Source organism: Actinophytocola sp. (assembly GCF_035762905.1).
Classification (GTDB): Bacteria; Actinomycetota; Actinomycetes; order Mycobacteriales; family Pseudonocardiaceae; genus DASYTH01.
Map to the genome: position 1 here is coordinate 55612 of NZ_DASUCC010000040.1, position 19890 is coordinate 75501.

The 19890-nt window shown below is 71.3% G+C and carries 18 protein-coding genes; 7 read left to right on the forward strand and 11 right to left on the reverse strand.

All coding sequences use genetic code 11. From position 1 onward, the window contains the following. Window positions 1–4: 4 nt before the first annotated feature. The 4 genes from VFV67_RS07420 to VFV67_RS07435 form a co-directional block, all read right to left on the reverse strand. On the reverse strand, window positions 5–490 hold the full coding sequence (locus VFV67_RS07420; protein ID WP_326468256.1) for a hypothetical protein: 486 nt from the start codon (window positions 488–490) through the stop codon (window positions 5–7). Window positions 491–596: 106 nt separating this feature from the next. Next, window positions 597–1730: an aminopeptidase P family protein gene (locus VFV67_RS07425; RefSeq protein WP_326468258.1), complete on the reverse strand. Its 1134-nt coding sequence runs from the start codon at window positions 1728–1730 to the stop codon at window positions 597–599. Between the two features lie 80 nt (window positions 1731–1810). Beyond that, window positions 1811–3313: an alpha-amylase family glycosyl hydrolase gene (locus VFV67_RS07430; protein ID WP_326468260.1), complete on the reverse strand. Its 1503-nt coding sequence runs from the start codon at window positions 3311–3313 to the stop codon at window positions 1811–1813. Beyond that, window positions 3310–6009 carry an MGH1-like glycoside hydrolase domain-containing protein gene (locus VFV67_RS07435; protein WP_326468262.1) on the reverse strand — a complete coding sequence of 900 codons (2700 nt, stop codon included), beginning with the start codon at window positions 6007–6009 and terminating at the stop codon, window positions 3310–3312. Before VFV67_RS07435 ends, VFV67_RS07430 begins: the two co-directional genes overlap by 4 nt. Before the next feature lie 195 nt (window positions 6010–6204). Between VFV67_RS07435 and VFV67_RS07440 the strand changes: the two genes are divergently transcribed. Further along, window positions 6205–7236 (forward strand): hypothetical protein, encoded by a 1032-nt coding sequence (locus VFV67_RS07440; RefSeq protein ID WP_326468264.1) that lies wholly within the window; start codon window positions 6205–6207, stop codon window positions 7234–7236. Between the two features lie 15 nt (window positions 7237–7251). Then, the gene (locus VFV67_RS07445; RefSeq protein WP_326468265.1) at window positions 7252–7755 is read left to right on the forward strand and encodes a GNAT family N-acetyltransferase; all 504 of its coding nucleotides are present in this window, start codon (window positions 7252–7254) and stop codon (window positions 7753–7755) included. Here the strand turns inward: VFV67_RS07445 and VFV67_RS07450 are convergent. After that, the gene (locus VFV67_RS07450; protein ID WP_326468266.1) at window positions 7651–8799 is read right to left on the reverse strand and encodes an AI-2E family transporter; all 1149 of its coding nucleotides are present in this window, start codon (window positions 8797–8799) and stop codon (window positions 7651–7653) included. The genes VFV67_RS07445 and VFV67_RS07450 overlap by 105 nt on opposite strands. A 180-nt stretch (window positions 8800–8979) precedes the next feature. On the opposite strand from VFV67_RS07450, the gene VFV67_RS07455 reads away from it, so the two are divergent. Both VFV67_RS07455 and VFV67_RS07460 read left to right on the forward strand, forming a co-directional pair. Then, window positions 8980–10596: a sensor histidine kinase gene (locus VFV67_RS07455; RefSeq protein ID WP_326468268.1), complete on the forward strand. Its 1617-nt coding sequence runs from the start codon at window positions 8980–8982 to the stop codon at window positions 10594–10596. Next, window positions 10593–11237 carry a response regulator transcription factor gene (locus tag VFV67_RS07460; RefSeq protein ID WP_326468270.1) on the forward strand — a complete coding sequence of 215 codons (645 nt, stop codon included), beginning with the start codon at window positions 10593–10595 and terminating at the stop codon, window positions 11235–11237. The genes VFV67_RS07455 and VFV67_RS07460 overlap by 4 nt, the downstream gene beginning before the upstream one ends. On the opposite strand, the gene VFV67_RS07465 is transcribed toward VFV67_RS07460, so the two are convergent. Both VFV67_RS07465 and VFV67_RS07470 read right to left on the reverse strand, forming a co-directional pair. Then, window positions 11234–13405 carry a molybdopterin oxidoreductase family protein gene (locus VFV67_RS07465; RefSeq protein WP_326468271.1) on the reverse strand — a complete coding sequence of 724 codons (2172 nt, stop codon included), beginning with the start codon at window positions 13403–13405 and terminating at the stop codon, window positions 11234–11236. The genes VFV67_RS07460 and VFV67_RS07465 overlap by 4 nt on opposite strands. Window positions 13406–13453: 48 nt before the next feature. After that, window positions 13454–15289, reverse strand: coding sequence for an ABC transporter ATP-binding protein (locus tag VFV67_RS07470; RefSeq protein WP_326468273.1), 1836 nt, complete (start codon window positions 15287–15289; stop codon window positions 13454–13456). A 130-nt stretch (window positions 15290–15419) separates the two neighbouring features. Here VFV67_RS07470 and VFV67_RS07475 point away from each other — a divergent pair, with 130 nt between their 5' ends. Further along, window positions 15420–15908 carry a carbonic anhydrase gene (locus VFV67_RS07475; RefSeq protein ID WP_326468275.1) on the forward strand — a complete coding sequence of 163 codons (489 nt, stop codon included), beginning with the start codon at window positions 15420–15422 and terminating at the stop codon, window positions 15906–15908. A gap of 6 nt (window positions 15909–15914) precedes the next feature. On the opposite strand, the gene VFV67_RS07480 is transcribed toward VFV67_RS07475, so the two are convergent. After that, on the reverse strand, window positions 15915–16658 hold the full coding sequence (locus VFV67_RS07480; RefSeq protein WP_326468277.1) for a ZIP family zinc transporter: 744 nt from the start codon (window positions 16656–16658) through the stop codon (window positions 15915–15917). Continuing rightward, window positions 16655–17236 (reverse strand): HSP18 transcriptional regulator, encoded by a 582-nt coding sequence (locus tag VFV67_RS07485; protein WP_326468285.1) that lies wholly within the window; start codon window positions 17234–17236, stop codon window positions 16655–16657. Before VFV67_RS07485 ends, VFV67_RS07480 begins: the two co-directional genes overlap by 4 nt. A 187-nt stretch (window positions 17237–17423) precedes the next feature. On the opposite strand from VFV67_RS07485, the gene VFV67_RS07490 reads away from it, so the two are divergent. Together VFV67_RS07490 and VFV67_RS07495 are read left to right on the forward strand one after the other, a co-directional pair. Next, window positions 17424–17864 (forward strand): Hsp20/alpha crystallin family protein, encoded by a 441-nt coding sequence (locus tag VFV67_RS07490; RefSeq protein ID WP_326468279.1) that lies wholly within the window; start codon window positions 17424–17426, stop codon window positions 17862–17864. A gap of 63 nt (window positions 17865–17927) precedes the next feature. Further along, entirely contained in the window at window positions 17928–18560 is a 633-nt protein-coding gene (locus tag VFV67_RS07495; protein WP_326468280.1) for a TetR/AcrR family transcriptional regulator, read from the forward strand. Between the two features lie 8 nt (window positions 18561–18568). Here the strand turns inward: VFV67_RS07495 and VFV67_RS07500 are convergent, their stop codons facing one another. Beyond that, window positions 18569–18904, reverse strand: a complete 336-nt coding sequence (locus VFV67_RS07500; protein ID WP_326468282.1) for a hypothetical protein — start codon at window positions 18902–18904, stop codon at window positions 18569–18571. Continuing rightward, window positions 18874–19596, reverse strand: a complete 723-nt coding sequence (locus tag VFV67_RS07505) for a hypothetical protein (protein WP_326468283.1) — start codon at window positions 19594–19596, stop codon at window positions 18874–18876. Before VFV67_RS07505 ends, VFV67_RS07500 begins: the two co-directional genes overlap by 31 nt. Window positions 19597–19890 lie beyond the last annotated feature (294 nt).

The following is a 19890-nucleotide window of genomic DNA, read 5'->3' on the forward strand; positions in this document are numbered from 1 at the left end:
GGGCTCAGCCGGGCTGGCCGGCCAGCACGCGCTTGCTGGCGGAGACCTGCGCGGCGTTGCACCGCTTGGTGTAGTGGGTCCACTTGGCGCCGAGCGCCTTGGCGCCGCAGTCGGCGATGATCTCGATGCCGCCGACGTGGGCCAGGCCGGCTCGGGCGGCGTCGATGCCGCCGTAGATCCGGCCCTGCTGCACGTGCACCCATTCGTGCCGGACCACGTCGAGGATCCGGGTGGCCGGCGTGCGCGGGGCGATGTAGACCACACCGCGGGACAGGTCGGTCGCTCCCCAGGCGCCCTTGTCGGCGACGATCCAGGTAGCCGAGCGGGCACCCGGCACCCGGTTGACGGCGTCGTTCAGTCGCTGCTCGAAGCTGACCACCTTGACGGCCTTCGCCTTGGTGGTCTTGCGCGGGGCGGCACTAGCCGTGGTGGCGGACAGGGTCACTGCTGCGGCGGCGGCAGTGGCGACCGCGACGATTTTGGCGAACATGGTCCAACGAATCGGACCGGGAGTGCCACATCCGAGTTAACCCGATAGTTCGCAACCGAGCTGCACCCATGCAGGGATCAGAAGTGATAACGGTCACTTTTCGCGGCTACTCGACGACGTGCAGGCTCCTGTCGGTGTTGTTGAACCGCTGGCCAGCGTCGCTGGTGACCGTCACGATGTCCTCGATCCGCACCCCGAACCGGCCGGAGAGGTAGATGCCGGGCTCGATGGAGAAGCACATGCCCGGCTTCAGCGGTAGCTCCTCCCCTTCCACTATGTAAGGGGGCTCGTGCGTTGTCACCCCAATGCCGTGCCCGGTCCGGTGAATGAACTGCGGTCCGTAACCGGCTTCGGTGATCACGCCCCGGGCCACCCGGTCGATCTCGGCGCAGGACACGCCCGGCCGCACCGCCTCGAACGCCGTCTGCTGGGCCAGCCGCACGACCTCGTGCACCCGCCGCACCTCGGCGCTCGGCTCGCCCACGGTCACCGTGCGGGTGGTGTCCGAGCCGTACCCGTACCTCAGGCCGCCGAAGTCCAGCACCACGGCGTCGCCGGGCTGGATTGCCCGGTCACCCGCCTCGTGGTGCGGGTTCGCGCCGTTCGGACCGGACCCGACCACGGTGAAGTCGACCTGCTCGTGGCCGAACTCGCGGAGCAGCCGGGCCAGGTCGGCCGCAACGTCGTTCTCCCGCCGACCGGCGAAGCGCACGTGCAGGATCTCGCCGAAGGTGGCGTCCGCGGCGGCACCGGCCGCGGCCAGCCGGCCCAGTTCGTTGGCGTCCTTGACCGCGCGCAGCATGGGCAGACTGTGGCTCAGCGCCCGGTACCGGGTGTCCGGCAGCGCCTCCTGCAGCCCGAGCAGGTGCATGGACCAGGTGGAGTCGGAGATCCCGAAGCGCCCGTCCGGCTGCAGCAGCCGGCCGGCCACCGCGTAGGGGTCGGCGCCGTCGGACCAGTCGACGATGCCGAAACAGGTCGCGCCCTTGGCGGCCTCGACGTCCGGGCGTTCCAGGGTGGGGACCACCATCGTCGGCCGCACGCTGCGGGACAGCACCAGCATGGTGAGCCGCTCGGTGATCGCCGTCGGGCGGTAGCCGGTCAGCCAGAGCAGGTCCGGGCCCGGGGCGACGATGACGCCGTCCAGCCCGGCCTCGACCGCCTGATCGACGACCCGGTGCATCCGGACCGCGTAGTCGTCGGCGGTGAACGGCACGGGCTCGGCGGCTGCGATGGTCATGGCTGCTCCTTCGTCCACCCGGCCACGCTAGGGACGCGCCGCGCCGGCAGAGATCACACCTTTGGGGTGAGGCGTCCACATCACCCCGTAACCAGCGGCTTCAGGGGTCGGGTGGCGGTGAGGAGGTGGACCTGCCAGGGCTGGAGGGAGACGTAGAGGCCGAGGGCGGCGAGTTCGGTGCCGTCGCGGTCGTAGACGTCGCCGGTGAGGTGGTCGGTGAGGCGGCATGTGGTGCCGGGCAGGTCGGGCCAGGACAGGGGGACGCGGGCCTGGGCGGGGGCGGCGGAGTAGTTGATCACTACCAGGTGCCGGGCGGTGGGACTCTCCCAGGTCCAGGCCAGGATGTTCAGGCAGGTCTGGTTGTCCGGCCAGCCGCTGGGGTCGAGCAGGCGCCAGGTGCCGGCGCGCAGGCGGTGCTCGCCGACGGTCGCCAGCAAGCGGCGGTACCAGTCGGCCAGGGCGGGGTCGGCCGGCTCGTCGGGTCGCCGGGACAGGAACACCGGCGGCCGGACCCGGCGGCCCTCGAACTGCCCCTCGTGCCACATCGTGGCGCCGGGCAGGGTGGCGACCGCGACGGCGGCGGCGCGCTCCGCGGACGGGGACAGCCGGTCGGCGATCCGCGGCTCGTCGTGGTTCTCCAGGAACCGCAGCAGCCGCGACTGGTATTCGGAGTCCGCGCCGAGATGGCCGCGGATGGCCGACGTGTCGCCCTCGACGATCCGGTCGTAGAGCCGCTTGTCGTAGCAGAAGTCGAACCCCTGCCGCTGCAGCGTCCACTCCATGTCCCAGTACGCCTCGGCGATCAGCACCGTGTGCGGGTGCCGGGCGCGCAGCGCGGTGATCACCTCCGGCCAGAACTCCTGGCTCGGTTCCGGACCGGTGTGCCCGGCCCAGGTCTTGGCGAACACCGGGTTGGTCATCAGCATCGCCATGTCGCACCGGATCCCGTCGCACGCCTCGGCGATCTCGCCGAGGGTCCGCGCGGTCGCGGCGCGCAACGCAGGCGAGAACGCGTCCAGTTGCACCACGTCCGGCCACGGCGGGAAGTACGGGTCGCGGCCGTACGCCAGCACGTGCCCGTTCACCGCCAGCCAGCCGGCCGGGTCGGCCCGGAGGTCGATCTCCGCACCCCGCACGAAATGCTCCGGGTGCTCGGTCACCCAGGGATGGTCGGGCGCGACGTGGTTGGGCACGTAGTCCAGCAGCAGCCGCACCCCCCGTTCGGCCAGCGCGGCGCGGGCCGCGGCCAGCGCCGCCTGGCCGCCGAACGCCTCGTCGACCACGTAGCGGTGCACGCAGTACGGCGAGCCGATCACGTCGGCGGCCGTCACGTCCGGCAGCGCCTGCCGAAACGACGCCTGCAGTTCCGCGTTGGCGTTGGCCAGGGTCAGCCCGGCCGGGCTGCGCTCCCACACCCCCATCAGCCAGACCGCGTCGACGCCGGCCGGGGTGACCGCGTCCCACTCCCCCGCCGGCACGTCGGCAAGCGTGACCGGGTGACCCGCCGCGCGGGACAGCGCATCCAGCCACACCGCGGTGTTCACCTCGTAGATCACCGGAGCGACCGGCCACCCGGCCGTCACGACGGCACCGACAGCGGGGCCAGCCGGCGCGGGCGGGGAATCATGGCGGCGGCCACCCGGCTGCGGAACAGCAGCGGCAGCAGGGCCACCGTGCCGGTCCACCCGGTCTGGTGGCTGGCTCCGATCCCGGCTCCGTTGTCGCCGTGGAAGTACTCGTAGAACAGCACCAGATCGCGCCAGTGCGGGGAGTCGTGCGGAATCGGCGCGTCGCCGTAGAGCGGCCGGCGGCCGTCCGGCCCGGGCAGGAAGGTGCCGGTGAGCCGGTCGCCGATCTCCCGGGCCACCTCGTACAGGGTGGCCTGCCGCCCGGATCCGGTCGGGCACTCCACGGTGAACTCGTCGCCGAAATAGGCGTACAGGTTGAGCAGCGCCCGGATCAGCATCACGTTGATCGGGAGCCACACCGGCCCGCGCCAGTTGGAGTTGCCGCCGAACATGCCGGAGTCGGACTCGGCCGGCACGTAACCCACCCGGTACTCCTGCCCGTCCACCCGCAGCACGTAGGGATGCTCCAGGTGCCACCGGGACACCGAACGGATGCCGTGCGGTCCGAGGAACTCCGCCTCGTCCAGCATCCGCGCCAGGATCCGGCGCAGCCGCGCTTCGTCGAACAGCGCGAACAGCATCGGCCCGGTCGCCCGGCTCTGCCGGCCATGCCCCCACAGCGCCTTGGTGACCGCGGGATGCCGGTCCAGGAACCCGGCGGCGTCGGTCACCAGCCCGGGAAACGCGGTGCGCACCTCGCTACCCAGCACGGTCGCGGCCGCCAGCGGCATCAGCCCGACGATCGAGCGCACCCGCAGCGGGGTGGCGCTGCCGTCCGGGCGGCGCAGCACGTCGTAGAAGAATCCGTCCTCCTCGTCCCACAGGCTCATCCCGTCCGGGCCGACATGGTTGGTGGCGGCGGCGATCCAGGCGAAGTTCTGCATCAGCATCTTGGCCTGTTCCAGGTACACCGGGTTCTGCACGGCCAGTTCCACGGCCATCTGGGTCAAGTTCTCGCAGTACAGCGCCATCCACGCGGTGCCGTCCGCCTGGTCGATCCAGCCGCCGGTGGGCAGCGGCGCGCTGCGGTCGAACACACCGATGTTGTCCAGCCCGAGAAAGCCGCCCTGGAAGATGTTCCGGTCGTCGGTGTCCTTGCGGTTGAGCCACCAGTCGAAGTTCCGCATCAGCTTGTGGAAGGCGTTCTCCAGGAACGCCCGATCCCCCTTGCCGGTCCTGGCCTTCTCGAACTCGTAGACGAACAGCGTCGCCCAGGCGTGCACCGGTGGGTTCACGTCGCTGAAGTTCCATTCATAGGCCGGCAGCTGACCGTTGGGATGCAGATATCGCCGGCCCAGCAACAGGTTCAGCTGCTGCTTGGCGAACGCCAGGTCGACCGGGGCGATGGCCACCGCGTGGAAGGCCAGATCCCAGGCGGCGAACCACGGATACTCCCAGGTGTCCGGCATGGAGATGATGTCCTCGGCGACCATGTGCCGCCAGTCGCTGTTGCGCAGCGGAACGTCGGCGGCCAGCGGGTCGGCGCCGTGCTCTTCCAGCCAGCGCTCCACGTCCAGCGCGTAGTACTGCTTGGACCACAGCATCCCGGCCAGCGCCTGGCGGCAGACCAGCCGTTCGTCGGCGCTGAGGTCCGTGCCGAGCACGCCGGCGTAGTACTCGTCCGCTTCCGCGATCCGGGCGGCGAACACCTCGTCGAATCCGGCGAACGGGTCGGTGTCGGTCTGGATGTCGGTCAGCCGCAACCGGATCGTCGCGGTGCCGCCGGCCGGAACGGACGCTATGTGATGCAGCGCGGCCTTGGTGCCGGTCCCGCTCGGGTCCACGGCGCCGGCCTCGCCGTGCACCACGGCCCGGTGGATACCGTCCTTGACGTACCGGGAGTCGTTGGCCGATCCGAAGACCCGCTCGTTGTTGGTCTCGTTGTCGGTCACCAGCACGCCGACGGTGGTCTCGCCGTAGAGCCAGCGGACGCCCAACTCGGCGTGCTCGGCGCGGACCGTGGCCCGGCCGCGCAGGTCGCTTATCGCGTGCAGCCGGGGTTTCTCGGCCCCACCCGCCCACGACCAGGTGTGCCGGAACCACAGGGTGGGCAGCACGTGCAGCAGGGCCTGCGCCGGACCGCGGTTGTGCGCGGTGATCCGCATGAGCACATCCTCCGGCGTGGCCTTGGCATATTCCACCTCGACGTCGAAATACCGGTCCGCACCGAAGATTCCGGTGTCCACCAGCTCGTACTCCGGGTCGAGCTTGCCGCGCATCCGGTTGGTGGCCACCAGATCCGCGTAGGGGAACTCGGCCTGCGGGTACTTGTAGAGCATCTTCAGGTAGGAGGAGGTCGGCGTCGCGTCCAGGTAGAAATAGCATTCCTTGACGTCCTCGCCGTGATTTCCCTCCGCGTTCGTGAGGCCGAACAGCCGTTCCTTGAGAATGGGGTCGGCGCCGTTCCACAGGGCCAGCGCGAGGCACAGCTGCTGCCGGTCGTCGCAGAATCCGGCCAGACCGTCCTCACCCCACCGGTAGGCCCGGTAGCGGGCCTGATCGTGGGTGAAGGCGGCCCAGCTGTCCGGCCCGGTGCCGCGGTCCTCGCGCACCGTCCCCCACTGCCGTTCGCTGAGGTACGGACCCCACCGCCGCCAGGCGACTCCGGTCAGATCAGCCTCGTCGAGCCGTCGCCGTTCCGCGTCAACCATGCCGTCCAGCCTGTCCCGCGCCCGCGTGCGCGAGGGTCACCCCCGGAGGATGAATCCGGCGGGCGGTACCCGGTTACCGGGTGAGCGGCAGCCTTCCCGCAGTTTCGGCCGTGCCGCTGGATCATCCGGCGCCGCCGCGGCTACGCTCTGCCCGCTCGAAATCCGAGCCTTCTCAACGAATGGGGGAACTGCCACATGCCCAGTCTGACCAGAATCGCCCGCGGCGGCGGGTTGGCGCTCGCCGGAGCGATCGCGCTCACCGTCGCCGTCTCCGTCCCGGCGTCGGCCGCGCCGACCGTAGCCGAGCTGAGCCCGCTGCCCGGCGCGGTGCACGCGGTGCCCACCGACATCAACGCCAAGGGTGATGTCGTCGGCGGTTCCGGCAACTTCTCCGGCGGGTTCCAGCACGCCGTGCGCTGGTGCGCCGACGGCTCGATCACCGATCTCGGCACGCTGCCCGGCGGCCAGTTCAGCTTCGCCAACGGGATCAACCGGGATGGGGTGATCGTCGGCCGGTCCGACAACCAGGCGGTGCGCTGGAACACCGACGGCACCATCACCACCCTCGTGCCGCTCGCCGGGTTCAGCGACGCCTGGGCGACCGCGATCAACAACCGCGGGATCATCGCCGGCGAGGCCTGGGACCGGTCCACCGGTGTGCACCGCGCGGTGCAATGGCGGCCCAACGGACGGCTCACCGTGCTCGCCATTCCAGCGGGCTACGGCAGCACTCTGGTCGAGGACATCAACCAGGACGGGGTGATCGTGGGCTGGGCGGTGAGCCCGGCGTTCGCCGACCGCGCGGTCCGCTGGAACACCGACGGCACCGTCACCGACCTCGGCCTGCTGCCCGGTGGCCGGTCCAGCCAGGCGCGCGGAATCAACCGGGACGGCGTCATCGTCGGCGCGGCGGACGACGCCAACGGAGGGTTCCACGCGGTGCGCTGGGCGCCGGACGGCACGATCACCGACCTGGGCACCCTGCCGGGTGGTTTCGGCACCTACGCGGAGGGCATCAACGACCGGGGCGTGATCGTCGGCTTCACCCAGACCGTGGACGGCGACCGCCCGGTCCGGTGGGGTCCCAACGGAACCATCACCGACCTCGGCTCGCTGCCCGGCCAGTTCGGCGCCAGCGCCCGGGCGATCAACAACGACGGCACGGTCGTCGGTGTCTCCGGCTCCGGCGACAACCGCGCCCTGCGCTGGACCCGGCCCGCCGCCTGAGCCACGATCGACCCCGTGCTGGGTACGGACCGCCTGCTGCTGACCCCGGTGGGCCCGCGGGACCATACGATCCTGCGGGTCCACTGGGGTGATCCGGACGTCTACCGCTTCCTGTTCGACGGGGCGGCGCCGTCCGATGCGGAGATCTCCGGCGTGATCGAGGACAGCGAGCGGACCTTCGGCGCACACGGGTACGGCGTGTGGCTGGTGCGGGAGCGCGACGGTGACCGGCCGGTCGGCACGGTGGCGTTGCGGACGTTGGCGGATCTCGGGCTCGAGGTGGTGTACAGCCTGGCCCCGTCGGTGTGGGGCCGGGGCTACGCGACCGAGGCGGCCGGCGCCGTGGTCGAGCACGCGCTCGGGCCGCTCGGACTGACCGAGGTGCTCGCCGAGGTCGACACGGCCAACGCGGCCTCAGCCGCCGTCGTCCGCCGCCTTGGCATGGTCGCGTTCGCGGTCGTTCCCGGCGTGCTCGGCCCGATGACCCGCTACCGCGGCGTTCGCGACGAGCAGCGGTGAGGTGGACTGCGCGGCGCCGCGGCGGTGCGACCAGATGTCGCGCAGGATCAGCTGGATGATCCCGGCGGCCGGGATGGCGAGCAGGGCGCCGAGGATGCCGAGCAGTTCGGCGCCGATCAGGATCGCCACGATCACGGTGAGCGGGTTCAGCTTGACCGTGCGGGAGAACACGAACGGCTGCAGCACGTGGTTCTCCAACTGTTGGTACAGCACGAAGAACACGATCACGATGATGCCGGCCGGTACCGAGTGGATGAACCCGGCGATCCCGGCCACCAGCGCGCCGAGCGTCGCGCCGACCAGCGGGATCAGGTCGGCGATCGCCACGAACAGGGCGATCAGCTCGGCGAACGGCACCCCGAGCAGCTTCAGCACCACGTAGGTCAGCACGCCGCAGATCACGCTGATGATCAGGTTCCCGGTGATGTACTCGGTCACCGTGCGGGCGCAGGCCTTTCCGAGCCGACGCAGCCGCTCGGCGCGCCGCGGCTGCAGCAGCCCCAGCCCGCCGTCGATCACCTTCGGACCTTCGAGCACGGCCAGGAAGGACAGCACGATGATCGCGATCGTGGCGATGATCCCGGTCGCCACGGCGCGCAGCAGGTTCAGCGCCGGCTCGCTCAGTCCGGTCGCGACCTCGCGGATCCGGCTCTCGTTCTGCTGCACGAACTCCAGCGCGTTCACCCGGACGAGGATCTCGCCGACCGGGCCGCGGCCGGCCCGCGCCTCGGAGATCAGCTGCGGCAGCTGGCCGGCGAGTTGGCTGCCCTGCTGGGCCAGCGGAACGGCGAACGCCGCGAGCAGACCGGCGATCGCGCCGAGCACGACCACGAACACCAGCAGGGTCGCCGGCAGCCGGTGGCCCCGGGTCACCCGGCGCTGCACCCAGTCGACCGCCGGGTACAGCGCGGCGGTGAGGAACACGGCGATGACCATCCAGATGAGCACCCGCTGCACCCGGAGCACGATCAGGATCGCCACCAGGGTGGCCAGCACCAGGCCGATGGCGATCAGGACGACCCGGGCGACGGCCCGGTCACGCACCTCACCAGTCACCCAGCAGAAATAGCCAGCCTGGCAGTTCGGAAACCCGGTGCCGAGGCGATTTCGCCGAGCCGGTGAATGCCGACCGGGACCATGGTGGTCCCGACCGAGGGCACCCGGGTCCCGATTCTGGCTGATCGGCTGAGGCGGCGCGCCCCGGCGGCCAACTAGTTTCGGCGCATGGGAAGGCACCATCGCTGGCTGCTCGCGCTGTTCGGGGCGGCGTTCGTCGTGGATTTCGTGGTGGCCAGGCTGACCGGGGCCGGGGCGCACCTGCTCGGGGCGGCGGGAATGCTGGTGTGCGTCGCGATCGGGTTGCGCCGGCCGGGGGTGGCCGCCGGGATCGCGGCCGGGGTGCTGGCGATCTCCGCACAGGTGGACGCCGGGACACCTCCGGGGTGGGTCGGCATCGAAGGGTTGGGCCTGTCCGAGGTGCTGGCCGGCGTGGCGCTGCTGGTGCTGCTGTGCTGGCGCGAGCCGCCGCGGGTGGCGGCCGCCGGGGTCGCGGCGCTGGTGCTCGGCTGCCTGGCCGCGACCGGTCTGCGGGCCGAGTTCCCGCCGGACGGGCGCACGCTCTCGTTCGGGTTCGCGGTGCTGGTGTGCGGGACGGCGGCGGGGTGGTACCTGCGCCGGCCGGTGCGCTCCGATTGGGACGTTCTGCTGCGCCGGCAGTGGCCGCTGGTCGCGGTGCTGGCCGTGCTGCTGCTGGTCGGGGTGGACGGTTCGGGCGATCACCTGTGGCTGCCGGGCCTCGGGGCCGCTCTGGTCTCGGCGGTGTGCGCGGTGCTGGCCCCGCGCAGCCCGGTGCGCGCGGCGCTGACCACCGCGGCCGTCACCGGCATCCTGGCGGTGCCGGGGTTTGCCGAGCCGCTGCTGCGCCCGGTGAGCGGCCTGGTCACCGTGCACGTGTTGCCGTCACCGTTCGTGCCGGTCCTGACCGCGGCGACCGTCGTGCTGATCCTGACCGTGGTGCGGTACGCGCGTCCGCTCCGGGCGGCGGTCGCCACGGCGGCGCTGGCGGTGGCCGGTACCGGGCCGGTCACGGTGTTCGAGGCTCGGATGTATCTCGTGATCTCGCTGGGGATTGCGGTGTTTGCCGCGGTGGTCGCCGGGCTGTGGCTGCGCGCCCAGGACAGGGAGCACACCCGGTCGGTGACCGGGGCCCGGCAGGCCGAGCGGCTGGCCCTGGCCCGCGAGCTGCATGACGTGGTCGCGCACCACGTGACCGGAATCGTCGTCGCGGCCCAGGCCGCCCGGCTGGTGGCCGACCGGGATCCGGCGGTCGCAACCGGCGCGCTCGAGAAGATCGAGAGCAGCGGGGAGGAGGCGCTGACCGCGATGCGCCGGCTGGTCGGCAGCCTGCGCGGAGCCGACGTGGCCGGCAGTTCGACGGCGACCGCGACCGGGGACCTGGCCGCGGACATCCGGGCACTGGTGGCCGGGTTCACCGGCCCCACCGTCCACTTGGAACTCGACCTGCCGGCGACACTGCCGCACGAGATGGGCCGCTCGGTGCTGCGCCTGGTGCAGGAGTCGCTGACCAACGTCGCCAAGCACGCGCGCGGCGCCACGTCGGTGTTCGTCGGGATCACCGAGGGCCGCGGCGAGTTCGGCCCCGAGCTGCACCTGTTCGTCAACGACGACGGCAGGTCCGACCCGGCCGCCCGGTCCGAGGGGTACGGCCTGGTCGGCATGCGCGAGCGGGTGGAACTGCTCGGCGGCTGGTTCGGCGCCGGCCCGGCCGGCGACGGCGGCTGGGTGGTGAAGGTGGCGCTGCCGCTGTGGGAGGCGCCGTGATCCGGGTGCTGATCGCCGACGACCAGGAGATGGTCCGCACCGGCTTCCGCACGATCCTGGCGGAGCAGGACGACATCGAGGTGGTCGCCGACGTGGCCGACGGCGCCGAGGCGGTGCGCCGGGCCCGGAAGCTGCGGCCGGACGTGTGCCTGCTGGACATCCGGATGCCGGGCATGGACGGGCTGGACGCGACCCGGGCGCTGGCCGGGCCGGGGGTGGCCGACCCGTTGCGGGTCGTCGTGGTCACCACGTTCGACCTGGACGAGTACGTGCACCGCGCACTGTCCAACGGCGCCAGCGGTTTCCTGCTCAAGGACGCCGGGCCGGCACTGCTCACCGAGGCCGTGCGCGCGGCGGCCCGCGGCGACGCGCTGGTCTCGCCGCGGATCACCGTGCGGCTGCTGCGGCACTTCGCCCGGACCGGCGGTGCGACCGACCGTCCGGCCGAGCCGCTCACCGGCCGGGAGCTGGACGTGGCACGGGCGGTCGCGCGCGGGCTGACCAACGGCGAGGTCGGCACCGAGCTGTACCTCTCCCTGTCCACCGTGAAAACCCACCTGGCCGCGGTGCAGGTCAAGATCGGCGCCCGCAACCGCGTCGAGGTGGCCGCCTGGGCCTGGCGAACCGGACTGATGAACTAGGAAACCCGGCGGAGCCGGACGGGAACGCCGTTGAACACGGCGTTGCCGGACAGCACGTCCAGGTCCCGCTCCGAGGTGAGGGCGTTGGCGTTGACGCCGGCGTGCTCGGCGGCGACCCGTTGCGGGCTGCCGGCGTGGCCCCAGCCGTGCGGCAGGCTGACCACCCCGGGCATGATCCGGTCGGTGGGTTCGACCGGCACGGTCAGCTCGCCGGCCGCGGAGCTGAGCACGGCGTGCTCGCCGAGGCCGAGCCGGGCCACGTCGTCGGGATGGACGTGCAGGGTGCACCGGTTGCTGCCGCCGACGAGCGTGGACACGTTGTGCAGCCAGCTGTTGTTCGAGCGCAGCTGGCGCCGGCCGATCAGCAGCAACTCCGGGGCGGCGTCCTCGAGCGTGGCGCGCAGCCGGGCGACGTCGGCGACCAGCGGCGGCGCGACCAGCTCCACCCGGCCGGATGCGGTGCACAGCAGCTCCTTCAGCCGCGGCTCCAGCGGGCCGAGATCGATGCCGCTCGGGTTGGCCAGCAGGTCGGGCAGGGTCAGGCCGTACGGGCCGAGTCGCAGCAGTGCGTCCAGGAACAGCTCGGGGGCGCTGTCGCCGTGCAGTTCGGCGCGCAGCTCGGCCACGTCCCGGCCCTCGAACGGCGAACCGGGCATCGCCGTGGCACCGCCGAGCACCTGCGCCAGGATCGCCTCGTCCAGCACCGACGGCGGGGTCTGCGCGCCGGCGCCGGACGCGATCAGCGTCAACCGGGCCAGAATCTCGGCCTCGGAGCGCTGATCCGGTTCCAGCGGGAGGATCGGCGGGGAGAACCTGGTGTAGTTGCGAACCGTCACGATCTGCAGCAGGAAGTCGTAGTGCGGCGACTGCAGGATCCGGGGTGGCGGCAGGATCACGTCGGCGTGCCTGGTGGTCTCGTTGAGGTACGGGTCGACGCACACCATGAACTCGAGGTCGTCGAACGCCCGGTCCAGCCGGGGTCCGTTGGGCGCGGAGAGCACCAGGTTGCCGGCGATCACCACCATGGCCCGGACCTGGCCCGGTCCCGGGGTCTCGATCTCGTCGGCCAGCGTGGCCACCGGGAACTCGCCGAGCACCTCGGGCAGCCCGCGCACCCGGCTGTGCCAGGCGCCGGTGGCGAACGGCTGCCCGGCGCGGAAGATCTCCGCCGCCGCGGTCCGGGTGAACATCGCGCCACCGGGTGCGTCCAGGTTGCCGGTCAGGATGTTGACCACGTCCACCAGCCACTGGGTGAGCGTGCCGAACGCCGCGGTCGAGGTGCCGATCCGCGAGTACACGACCGCGGTCGGCGCCGCGGCCAGTTCCCTTGCCAGCGGCGGGATCGCCTCGGCCGGCACGCCGCAGACCCGGGCCGCCGCCTCCGGGGTGAACGGCTCGACCAGCGCGGCCAGCTCGTCAAGGCCGGCCACCTCGAGGTCCACGGTGGTCAGCTTCTCGGTGATCAGCGTGCGCACCATGGCCAGCAACAGATACGGGTCGGTGCCCGGCCGGATGAACAGGTGCTGGTCGGCGAACTCGGCGGTGCGCGTGCGGCGCGGGTCCACCACGACGATCTTGCCGCCGCGGGCGCGCAATGCCTTGAGCCGGGCCGGGAAGTTGGGCGCGGCGCACAGGGATCCGTGAGATTCCAACGGGTTCGCGCCGATGATCAGCAGATGGTCGGTGCGGTCGACGTCCGGAATCCCGATGGCGAACGCGTCGCCGAACAGCAGCCCGCTGGCGACGTGCTTGGGCATCTGGTCGATCGTGCTCGCCGAGTAGATATTGCGGGTGCCCAGCGCCTGGGTCAGCGGCTGGCGGTACATGAACCCGGACATGGTGTGGTAAGTGGGGTTGCCGAAGTACACGCCGAGCGCGTCCCGGCCGTGCGTGCCGATCACCCGGGACAGGCCGTCGTCGACCGCCTGGAACGCCTCGTCCCAGCCGGCTTCCCGCCAGCCGTCGCCGGTGCGGATCAGCGGGGTGCGCAACCGGTCCGGGTCCTCGTCGATGCGCCCGAGGCTGGCGCCCTTCGGACAGATGTAGCCCGTGGAGAACGGGTCATCCTGGTCGCCCTTGACCGACTCGACCCTACCGGCGTCGGTGAGGGTCAGCCGCAGGCCGCAGACGGCGTCGCAGATGGGGCAGGTGCGGTATGCGGTCTTCACCGACCAAGGGTCGGCGCGGCCGGGCCGGGCCGGCATCTTCCCGCGTGCTCAATTTCGGGCGCCGGCCTCGATCTCCGATTCGGCGTCGCTGTCCAGGAACCCACCGGACTGGTGCCGCCAGAGCCGGGCGTAGTCGCCGTCCAGCGCGAGCAGTTCGTTGTGCGTGCCCTGCTCGATGATCCGGCCGCGGTCGAGCACGACCAGCCGGTCCATCCGCACCACGGTGCTCAGCCGGTGTGCCACCACGAGCGCGGTGCGGCCGGCCATCAGCGTCCAGAGCGCTTGCTGGACAAGGATCTCGCTTTCCGAGTCGAGCGCGCTGGTGGCCTCGTCGAGCAGCAGGATCGGCGCGTCGCGCAGGATGGCGCGGGCCAGCGCGACTCGCTGGCGCTGCCCGCCGGAGAGCTTCACGCCGCGCTCGCCGACCAGGGTGTCGAACCCGTCCGGCAGGTCCTCGACGAACTCGGTGACGTGCGCCGCCCGCGCGGCGCGGAGGATCTCGTCGTCGCTGGCGCCGGGGCGGGCGAAGGCGATGTTGTCCCGCAGGGTCCGGTGGAACATCGCCGGATCCTGTGGCACATAAGCGATCAGGCTGCGCAGGTCGGCCTGGCGCAGCCGGGCGATGTCCTGGCCGCCGATCAGGATGCGGCCGGCGTCGACGTCCATCAGCCGCAGCAGCAACCGGGTGAGCGTGCTCTTGCCGCCGCCGGACCGGCCGACCAGGCCGATTCTGGTGCCGCTCGGCACGGTCAGGTCGAGCCCGGTGAACAGCGGCGGCGTGCCGGCGTGGGCGAAGTTGACCCGCTCGAACCGGATGTCCGCCGCGGCCGGGCGCAGCGGCTCCGGCGTGACCGGGTCGAGCACGGTCGGCGGGCGCAGCAGCAACTCGGTGAACTGGGCCGCCTCGGTCAGCGAGCTCTCCAGCCGGCGGTAGATCTGGTTGAACTCGAACATGATCCGGGTGGCGTTGGAGTAGTAGGTGAAGGTCACCACGATCGCCTCGATGCCGAGCCCGCCGCCGAGGGTGACCGCCAGGAACAGGCCGAGGGCGTTGGTGAGCACCGAGATCGGCGCGACCACCATGTCGATCCGAAGGTTGGCGTAGTCCCAGGAGCGGATGGCCAGCCGGCGCTGCTCGGCCACCCGGGTGCGGTGCTCGGCCGCCTCTCGGTCCTCGGCGGCGAACGCGCGCACCGTGTCCATGTTCATCAGGCTGTCCGCGACGTGTCCGGACACCCGCGCGATCGCGGCCTCGCGTTGGTCGACCAGCGCCTGCCGGCGGCGCACCAGTGGGGCGATGACCAGGCCGGTGACCACGATGAGGCCGAGCAGGACGGCGACCAGCACCGGGTCGTAGGTCCACAGCACCACCGAGGCGAAGGTGAGCGGCACGAGGCTGGCCACCACGGAGAACGCCATCGTGTCGGCGAACTCCTCGAACCGGGCCGCGAAGCTGAGCACCCGCTTGGTGAGCGAACCGGCGAAGTTGTCGTGGAAGAACGCCGCATCCTTGGCCAGCAACTCGTTCATGCCGACCACGTAAAGGTTCTCGATCCCGCGGCCGTCGGTGCGGTTGAGGCAGTGGATGCCGACCCGCCACAGGCCCTCGCCGAACAGCAGCACCGCGGCGAAGCCGAGCACGTAGGGCAGCAGCGTGCCGGCGCCGGCCGGGCCGCCGTCGGTCAGCCGCCCGGCCAGGGCCGCCACGAACAGCGGGGCGCCGTAGAACAGGCAGAGGTTTCCCAGCGCCGGCAACATGAGCGCCGGACCGGACACCAAGGGATTGCGGAAGATCTCCCGCCGGTAGTAGCGCAGGGCCAGCATGACCGCGGTCTTGCGGGCCGGCGTGCCGCGGCCGAGCCCCTCCGCGTCGGCGCGTGCCATCCGTCCCCTCCCGCCGTCGGCCGCCTCCGCGGCCCATGCTGCCGCAGGGGCCCTGCCGGCGGCGACCGATTAACCCGCCCGGAGTGTGGACGCGGTTGCGCACGGGCACCCGGCGGAATTGACTCGTCGCATGACGGTCACCGATGAACTGCTCGCCAACAACGTCCGGTACGCGGAATCCTTCGCCGGTCCGCTGGCCCTGCCGCCGGCCAGAAACCTCGCGGTCGTCGCGTGCATGGACGCCCGGATCAACGTCTACGCCGTGCTCGGCCTGCGGGAGGGCGACGCGCACGTGATCCGCAACGCCGGCGGGGTGATCACCGAGGACGAGATCCGGTCGCTGGCGATCAGCCAGCGCCTGCTCGGCACCCGGGAGATCATCCTGATCCACCACACCGACTGCGGCATGCTCACGTTCACCGACGACGGTTTCAAGAAGTCCATTCAGGACGAGCTCGGCGTGAAGCCGGCCTGGGCCGCCGAGGCGTTCGACGACCTGGAGACCGACGTGCGCCAGTCGATCGCCCGGATCAGGAACAGCCCGTTCGTCCCGCACACGGACGCGATCCGCGGCTTCATCCTGGACATCGCCACCGGCAAGCTGAACGAGGTGACCTGACGCCGGTCAGTCCAGTTGGGACAGACCGAACGAGGTGAGGAAGCCGGCCACGGTGATCAGCCCGATGAGCAGGTGGGCCTGCTCGAACGCCTCGGGAATCATCGTGTCGGCGATCATCGCCAGCATCGCGCCTCCGGCCAGCGCGGTGATGGTGGCGAGCAGCCCGGGCGGGGCGCCGCCGAGCGCGCCGTAGCCGAGCATCGCGGCCACCCCGCTGGCCAGCGCGATCCCGCCCCAGACGCCGAAGACGTACCGGGTGGTGCGGCCGGCCCGGCGCATCCCGGCGGCGCTGGACAATCCCTCCGGCACGTTGCTGATGAACACGGCGGCGACGGTCACCGTGCTCACCGCGCCGCCGGCCAGCAGGCTGGTGCCGATCACGATCGACTCCGGGATGCCGTCCAGCAGCGCCCCGATCGCGATCGCGGTCCCCGAACCGGCCTCGGCCTGTTGCTGCTCACCGGAGCGCTTGCGGTGTCGGGCGCCGTACCTGGCCAGCGCCAGGTTGGCGCCGGTGTAGAGCAGTGCGCCGGCCGCAGCGCCGACCACCGTGGGCGGCATGCCGGCCAGGTCGTAAGCCTCGCCGATCAGCTCGAAGGACACCGCGGAGATCAGCACGCCGCTGCCGAACGCCATGACGCTCGCGATCACCACGGCCGGTACCCGCACCAGGTAGCCGATCAGGGCGCCGATCACCAGCGCCGATCCGGCCAGCAGCCCCCACCCGCCGGCGGCGAGCGCCGCGCTCAATCGCTCGGCCGTCCGGTGCGCTGATCCCGGGCGTGCCGGCGGAGCCGGTCGGTCTGCTCGGTGACCGACCTGATCCGCTCGGCCAGACCGGCGTGGCTGGTGCGCAGGTGGGTGTGCGTGTCCGCGAGCGGGGAGAGCAGCGCGGCCGGGTCGTCGTCGGCCAGCGCCGCGCCGACCAGGTCGACATGCCGCCGGGCCGGGCCCGGCAGGCCGTCGAGCGCACTGACCTGGCCGGCGAGCTGGCGCAGCACGGCGCCGTTGCGCCGGGCCCAGGCCTCGACGGCGCGATCCCCGGCGCGCCGGTCGCGTTCGGCCCGGACCCGGCCCTCGCCGGTGGCCTCACCGCTGGCGGACGGCCGCAGGCGCAGATAGCGACGTTCCGCGGCCTGCCGGCTGGTCACCCCGAGCGCCGGCGCCAGGCTCGCCCAGCTCGTCCCGCCGTCGCGCGCGGCGGCGATCAGCGTCGGCTCCCAGGACGCCAGCTCCTCGCGGAGGCGGCGCAGCACAGTCAGCGCGGCGAGCAGGTGGTCGGCATCCGGCCGCCCGCCGGCGATGTCCGCGAGCACGCTCTGGACCATGCCGACGGCTTCGGTCACCGGTGACGCGGCGCCGGTGGTCCGGCCGCGCAGCAGGTTGACCGCGGTCTCGTACACAACGTCCACGAGATGTCATCCTTTCGATGACGGCCTACTTGTCATCGGATCGATGACATGTTATACCTGTGGTGCGTGTTGACAACAGAGTTTCGACGAGGAGGGTGTTCCCATGTTGATGCGCACGGACCCGTTCCGCGAGCTTGACCGGCTGACCCAGCAGGTCTTCGGCAACACCGCGGGAACCTGGTCCCGCCCCACCGCCATGCCCATGGACGCCTACCGGGCCGGCGAAGAGTTCGTGGTGGCCTTCGATCTGCCGGGAGTGGACCCGGACGCGATCGAGCTCGACGTGGAGCGCAACGTGCTGACCGTGAAGGCCGAGCGGCGTCCGGTCACCACCGGCGGCAACGTCGAGATGCAGGTCGCCGAGCGTCCGCTTGGCGTGTTCTCCCGCCAGCTCTTCCTCGGCGACACCCTGGACACCGAACGCATCAACGCCAGCTACGAGGCCGGCGTGCTGACGCTGCGGATCCCGATCGCCGAGAAGGCCAAGCCGCGCAAGATCACCATCGACAGCGCCGACCGCGACCGCCGCGAGATCGACGCCTGATCCGGTTCGCCGGTCCCGGCCGCATCCGGCCGGGACCGGAACCGCGCCGGTTAGCATGCACCCGTGCCTTCAGTCACCCGTGCAACGCCGCACGGCCGGTCCAACCGGCGCGAGGCCATGGAGCGCCGCCTGCTCGAGGCGGTCGAGGCGCTGCTCGGTGCGGGGGTCAGCTTCACCGAGTTGAGCGTGGAGCGACTGGCCAGCACGGCCGGCATCTCCCGCTCCACCTTCTACGTGCACTTCCAGGACAAGGGCCAGCTGGTACTGCGGCTGGTCCGCACCGTGCTGGCCGAGCTGAGCGAGGTCTCCAGCCGCTGGTGGTCGGTCTCCGACCGGGCGGTGCGCTCCGACCTGCTCGAGGCACTGACCGCGATCGTGTCCGGCTACCGCCGGCACGCCGCCATCTTCACCGCCGCCGTCGAGACCGCCACCTACGACACCGAGGTCGCCGACGAACTGCGCACCCAGATGCAGACCGTCGCCGACGCCACCCGGTCCGCCATCGAACGCGGCCAGGCCGCCGGAGTGATGCGCGCCGTCGACCCCGCGGTCACCGCCGCCGTGCTCACCGGCATGGTCGAACGCGCCGGCTACCAACTCGTCCGCGGCTCCGACCCGGCCGGCGACCACGCCATCGTGCTGGTACTGACCGACATCATCTGGACCACCCTCTACGGCGCGGAGCCAACGGTCTAGCGGAGCGGTCAGACTCGGCGCCACATGACGGGTGTCCCCAGCGGGTGGTTGCGAGAATGGCCGACGACCACGCCATCGTTGGTCAGGCTGGATCGCGGCGCGGGAGAGAAATCCGTGGGCAGCTCAACCCGATGTCCGTCCTCTTCCTCAATGAACCACGGACCGCTCCCGGCGGCCCGGGCGAGCAGGTGTCCGTGTCCGTTCATCGCAAAGATCGACACACCGGGCAGAACCCGGCGCAGGTGCCCTGCGGTGTTCCAGATCGCCGCAGCGAACTGAATCGCGGCCCCGGCGATCCTGCCGTTGCTGATCGTCAACGCACTGTGTTCGGCATCTTCCCGCACCCGCCGCAACTCCTGCGGCTGCCCGCTTCGGTCCCACCGATAGGCGCGACTGCTTCCGGCCCCGTTGGGTTCGACCACGGATGCCACGACGGTGCCGTCACGCCGATCGAGACACCGAAGGCCGACGTCGGGAACGGCATGGCCAGCAGCCGGTAGAACCCCGGATCATTGGCTGGCCATACGATCACCCGACCGTTCGCGGTCCCGACCACGTCGCCCCGCTCGTTGACCGACGTCGCAACGCTCTCCGCCCCGGCCGGTACCGGTAGATCTTCAAAACGCCCGCCGGCGTACCGGGTAGCCTGCCGCCGAAAGTCGAACCCGAAATGCGACCCCACCGCCACCCCGCTGGTATTGACCGCAACCAGTTCGGTCAACTCCTCGAACGCCTCACCGAGCACGGTCGGCACCTCGTTCTGCCAGATCACCCCACGCCGGTGCTGCCCACCCGCAATCGTATCAACCCATCCGACAAACCGATCCACCCCATCAGTCCCGGCCACCGTCCCGAAAAACGCACCCCCCGGCAACGGCAATGCCGTCGCCGTCCACACAACCTCCTGCCGCCCCACCTCTCCCACGGCCGGAACCGGCCCAACCACCCCAACCGCAACCGCCACCAACACCCCGACACCCACCGTCGAATTCAGAACGGACAAGCTCGAGATCAATGTTGCCCGGCCCACGGCCACCCCATTTCCGTGCATACGACAAATACGCGAACACGGCCAGGTGACCGGCTCGCCACCGCACCGTGCGGCGATATCAGAACCCCGTCCCAGTAAGCAGGACACAGTATCTTGAGGTGATCAAGCCACGTCAACCACACCAATAAGCAGCGGCTAGGGGACTGTAATCTCAACGGTGTAACTGTCCAAAGTGGAGGTTGCATTGATGAGTAGTGAGAGTAGTGCCAGGTCAGCAGCGGCGGGCACGCCGGCGGTGGATCGGCAGGTGGTGGCCGAGTTGGTGGCTCGGGCCCGGGC

Excerpts from the sequence above, each read along its gene's own strand:
- VFV67_RS07470 (WP_326468273.1), bottom strand. The coding sequence starts at position 15,289 with ATGGCACGCGCCGACGCGGAGGGGCTCGGCCGCGGCACGCCGGCCCGC.
- VFV67_RS07435 (WP_326468262.1), bottom strand. The coding sequence starts at position 6,009 with ATGGTTGACGCGGAACGGCGACGGCTCGACGAGGCTGATCTGACCGGA.
- VFV67_RS07425 (WP_326468258.1), bottom strand. The coding sequence starts at position 1,730 with ATGACCATCGCAGCCGCCGAGCCCGTGCCGTTCACCGCCGACGACTAC.
- VFV67_RS07455 (WP_326468268.1), top strand. The coding sequence starts at position 8,980 with ATGGGAAGGCACCATCGCTGGCTGCTCGCGCTGTTCGGGGCGGCGTTC.
- VFV67_RS07440 (WP_326468264.1), top strand. The coding sequence starts at position 6,205 with ATGCCCAGTCTGACCAGAATCGCCCGCGGCGGCGGGTTGGCGCTCGCC.
- VFV67_RS07420 (WP_326468256.1), bottom strand. The coding sequence starts at position 490 with ATGTTCGCCAAAATCGTCGCGGTCGCCACTGCCGCCGCCGCAGCAGTG.
- VFV67_RS07490 (WP_326468279.1), top strand. The coding sequence starts at position 17,424 with ATGTTGATGCGCACGGACCCGTTCCGCGAGCTTGACCGGCTGACCCAG.
- VFV67_RS07475 (WP_326468275.1), top strand. The coding sequence starts at position 15,420 with ATGACGGTCACCGATGAACTGCTCGCCAACAACGTCCGGTACGCGGAA.
- VFV67_RS07485 (WP_326468285.1), bottom strand. The coding sequence starts at position 17,236 with ATGGTCCAGAGCGTGCTCGCGGACATCGCCGGCGGGCGGCCGGATGCC.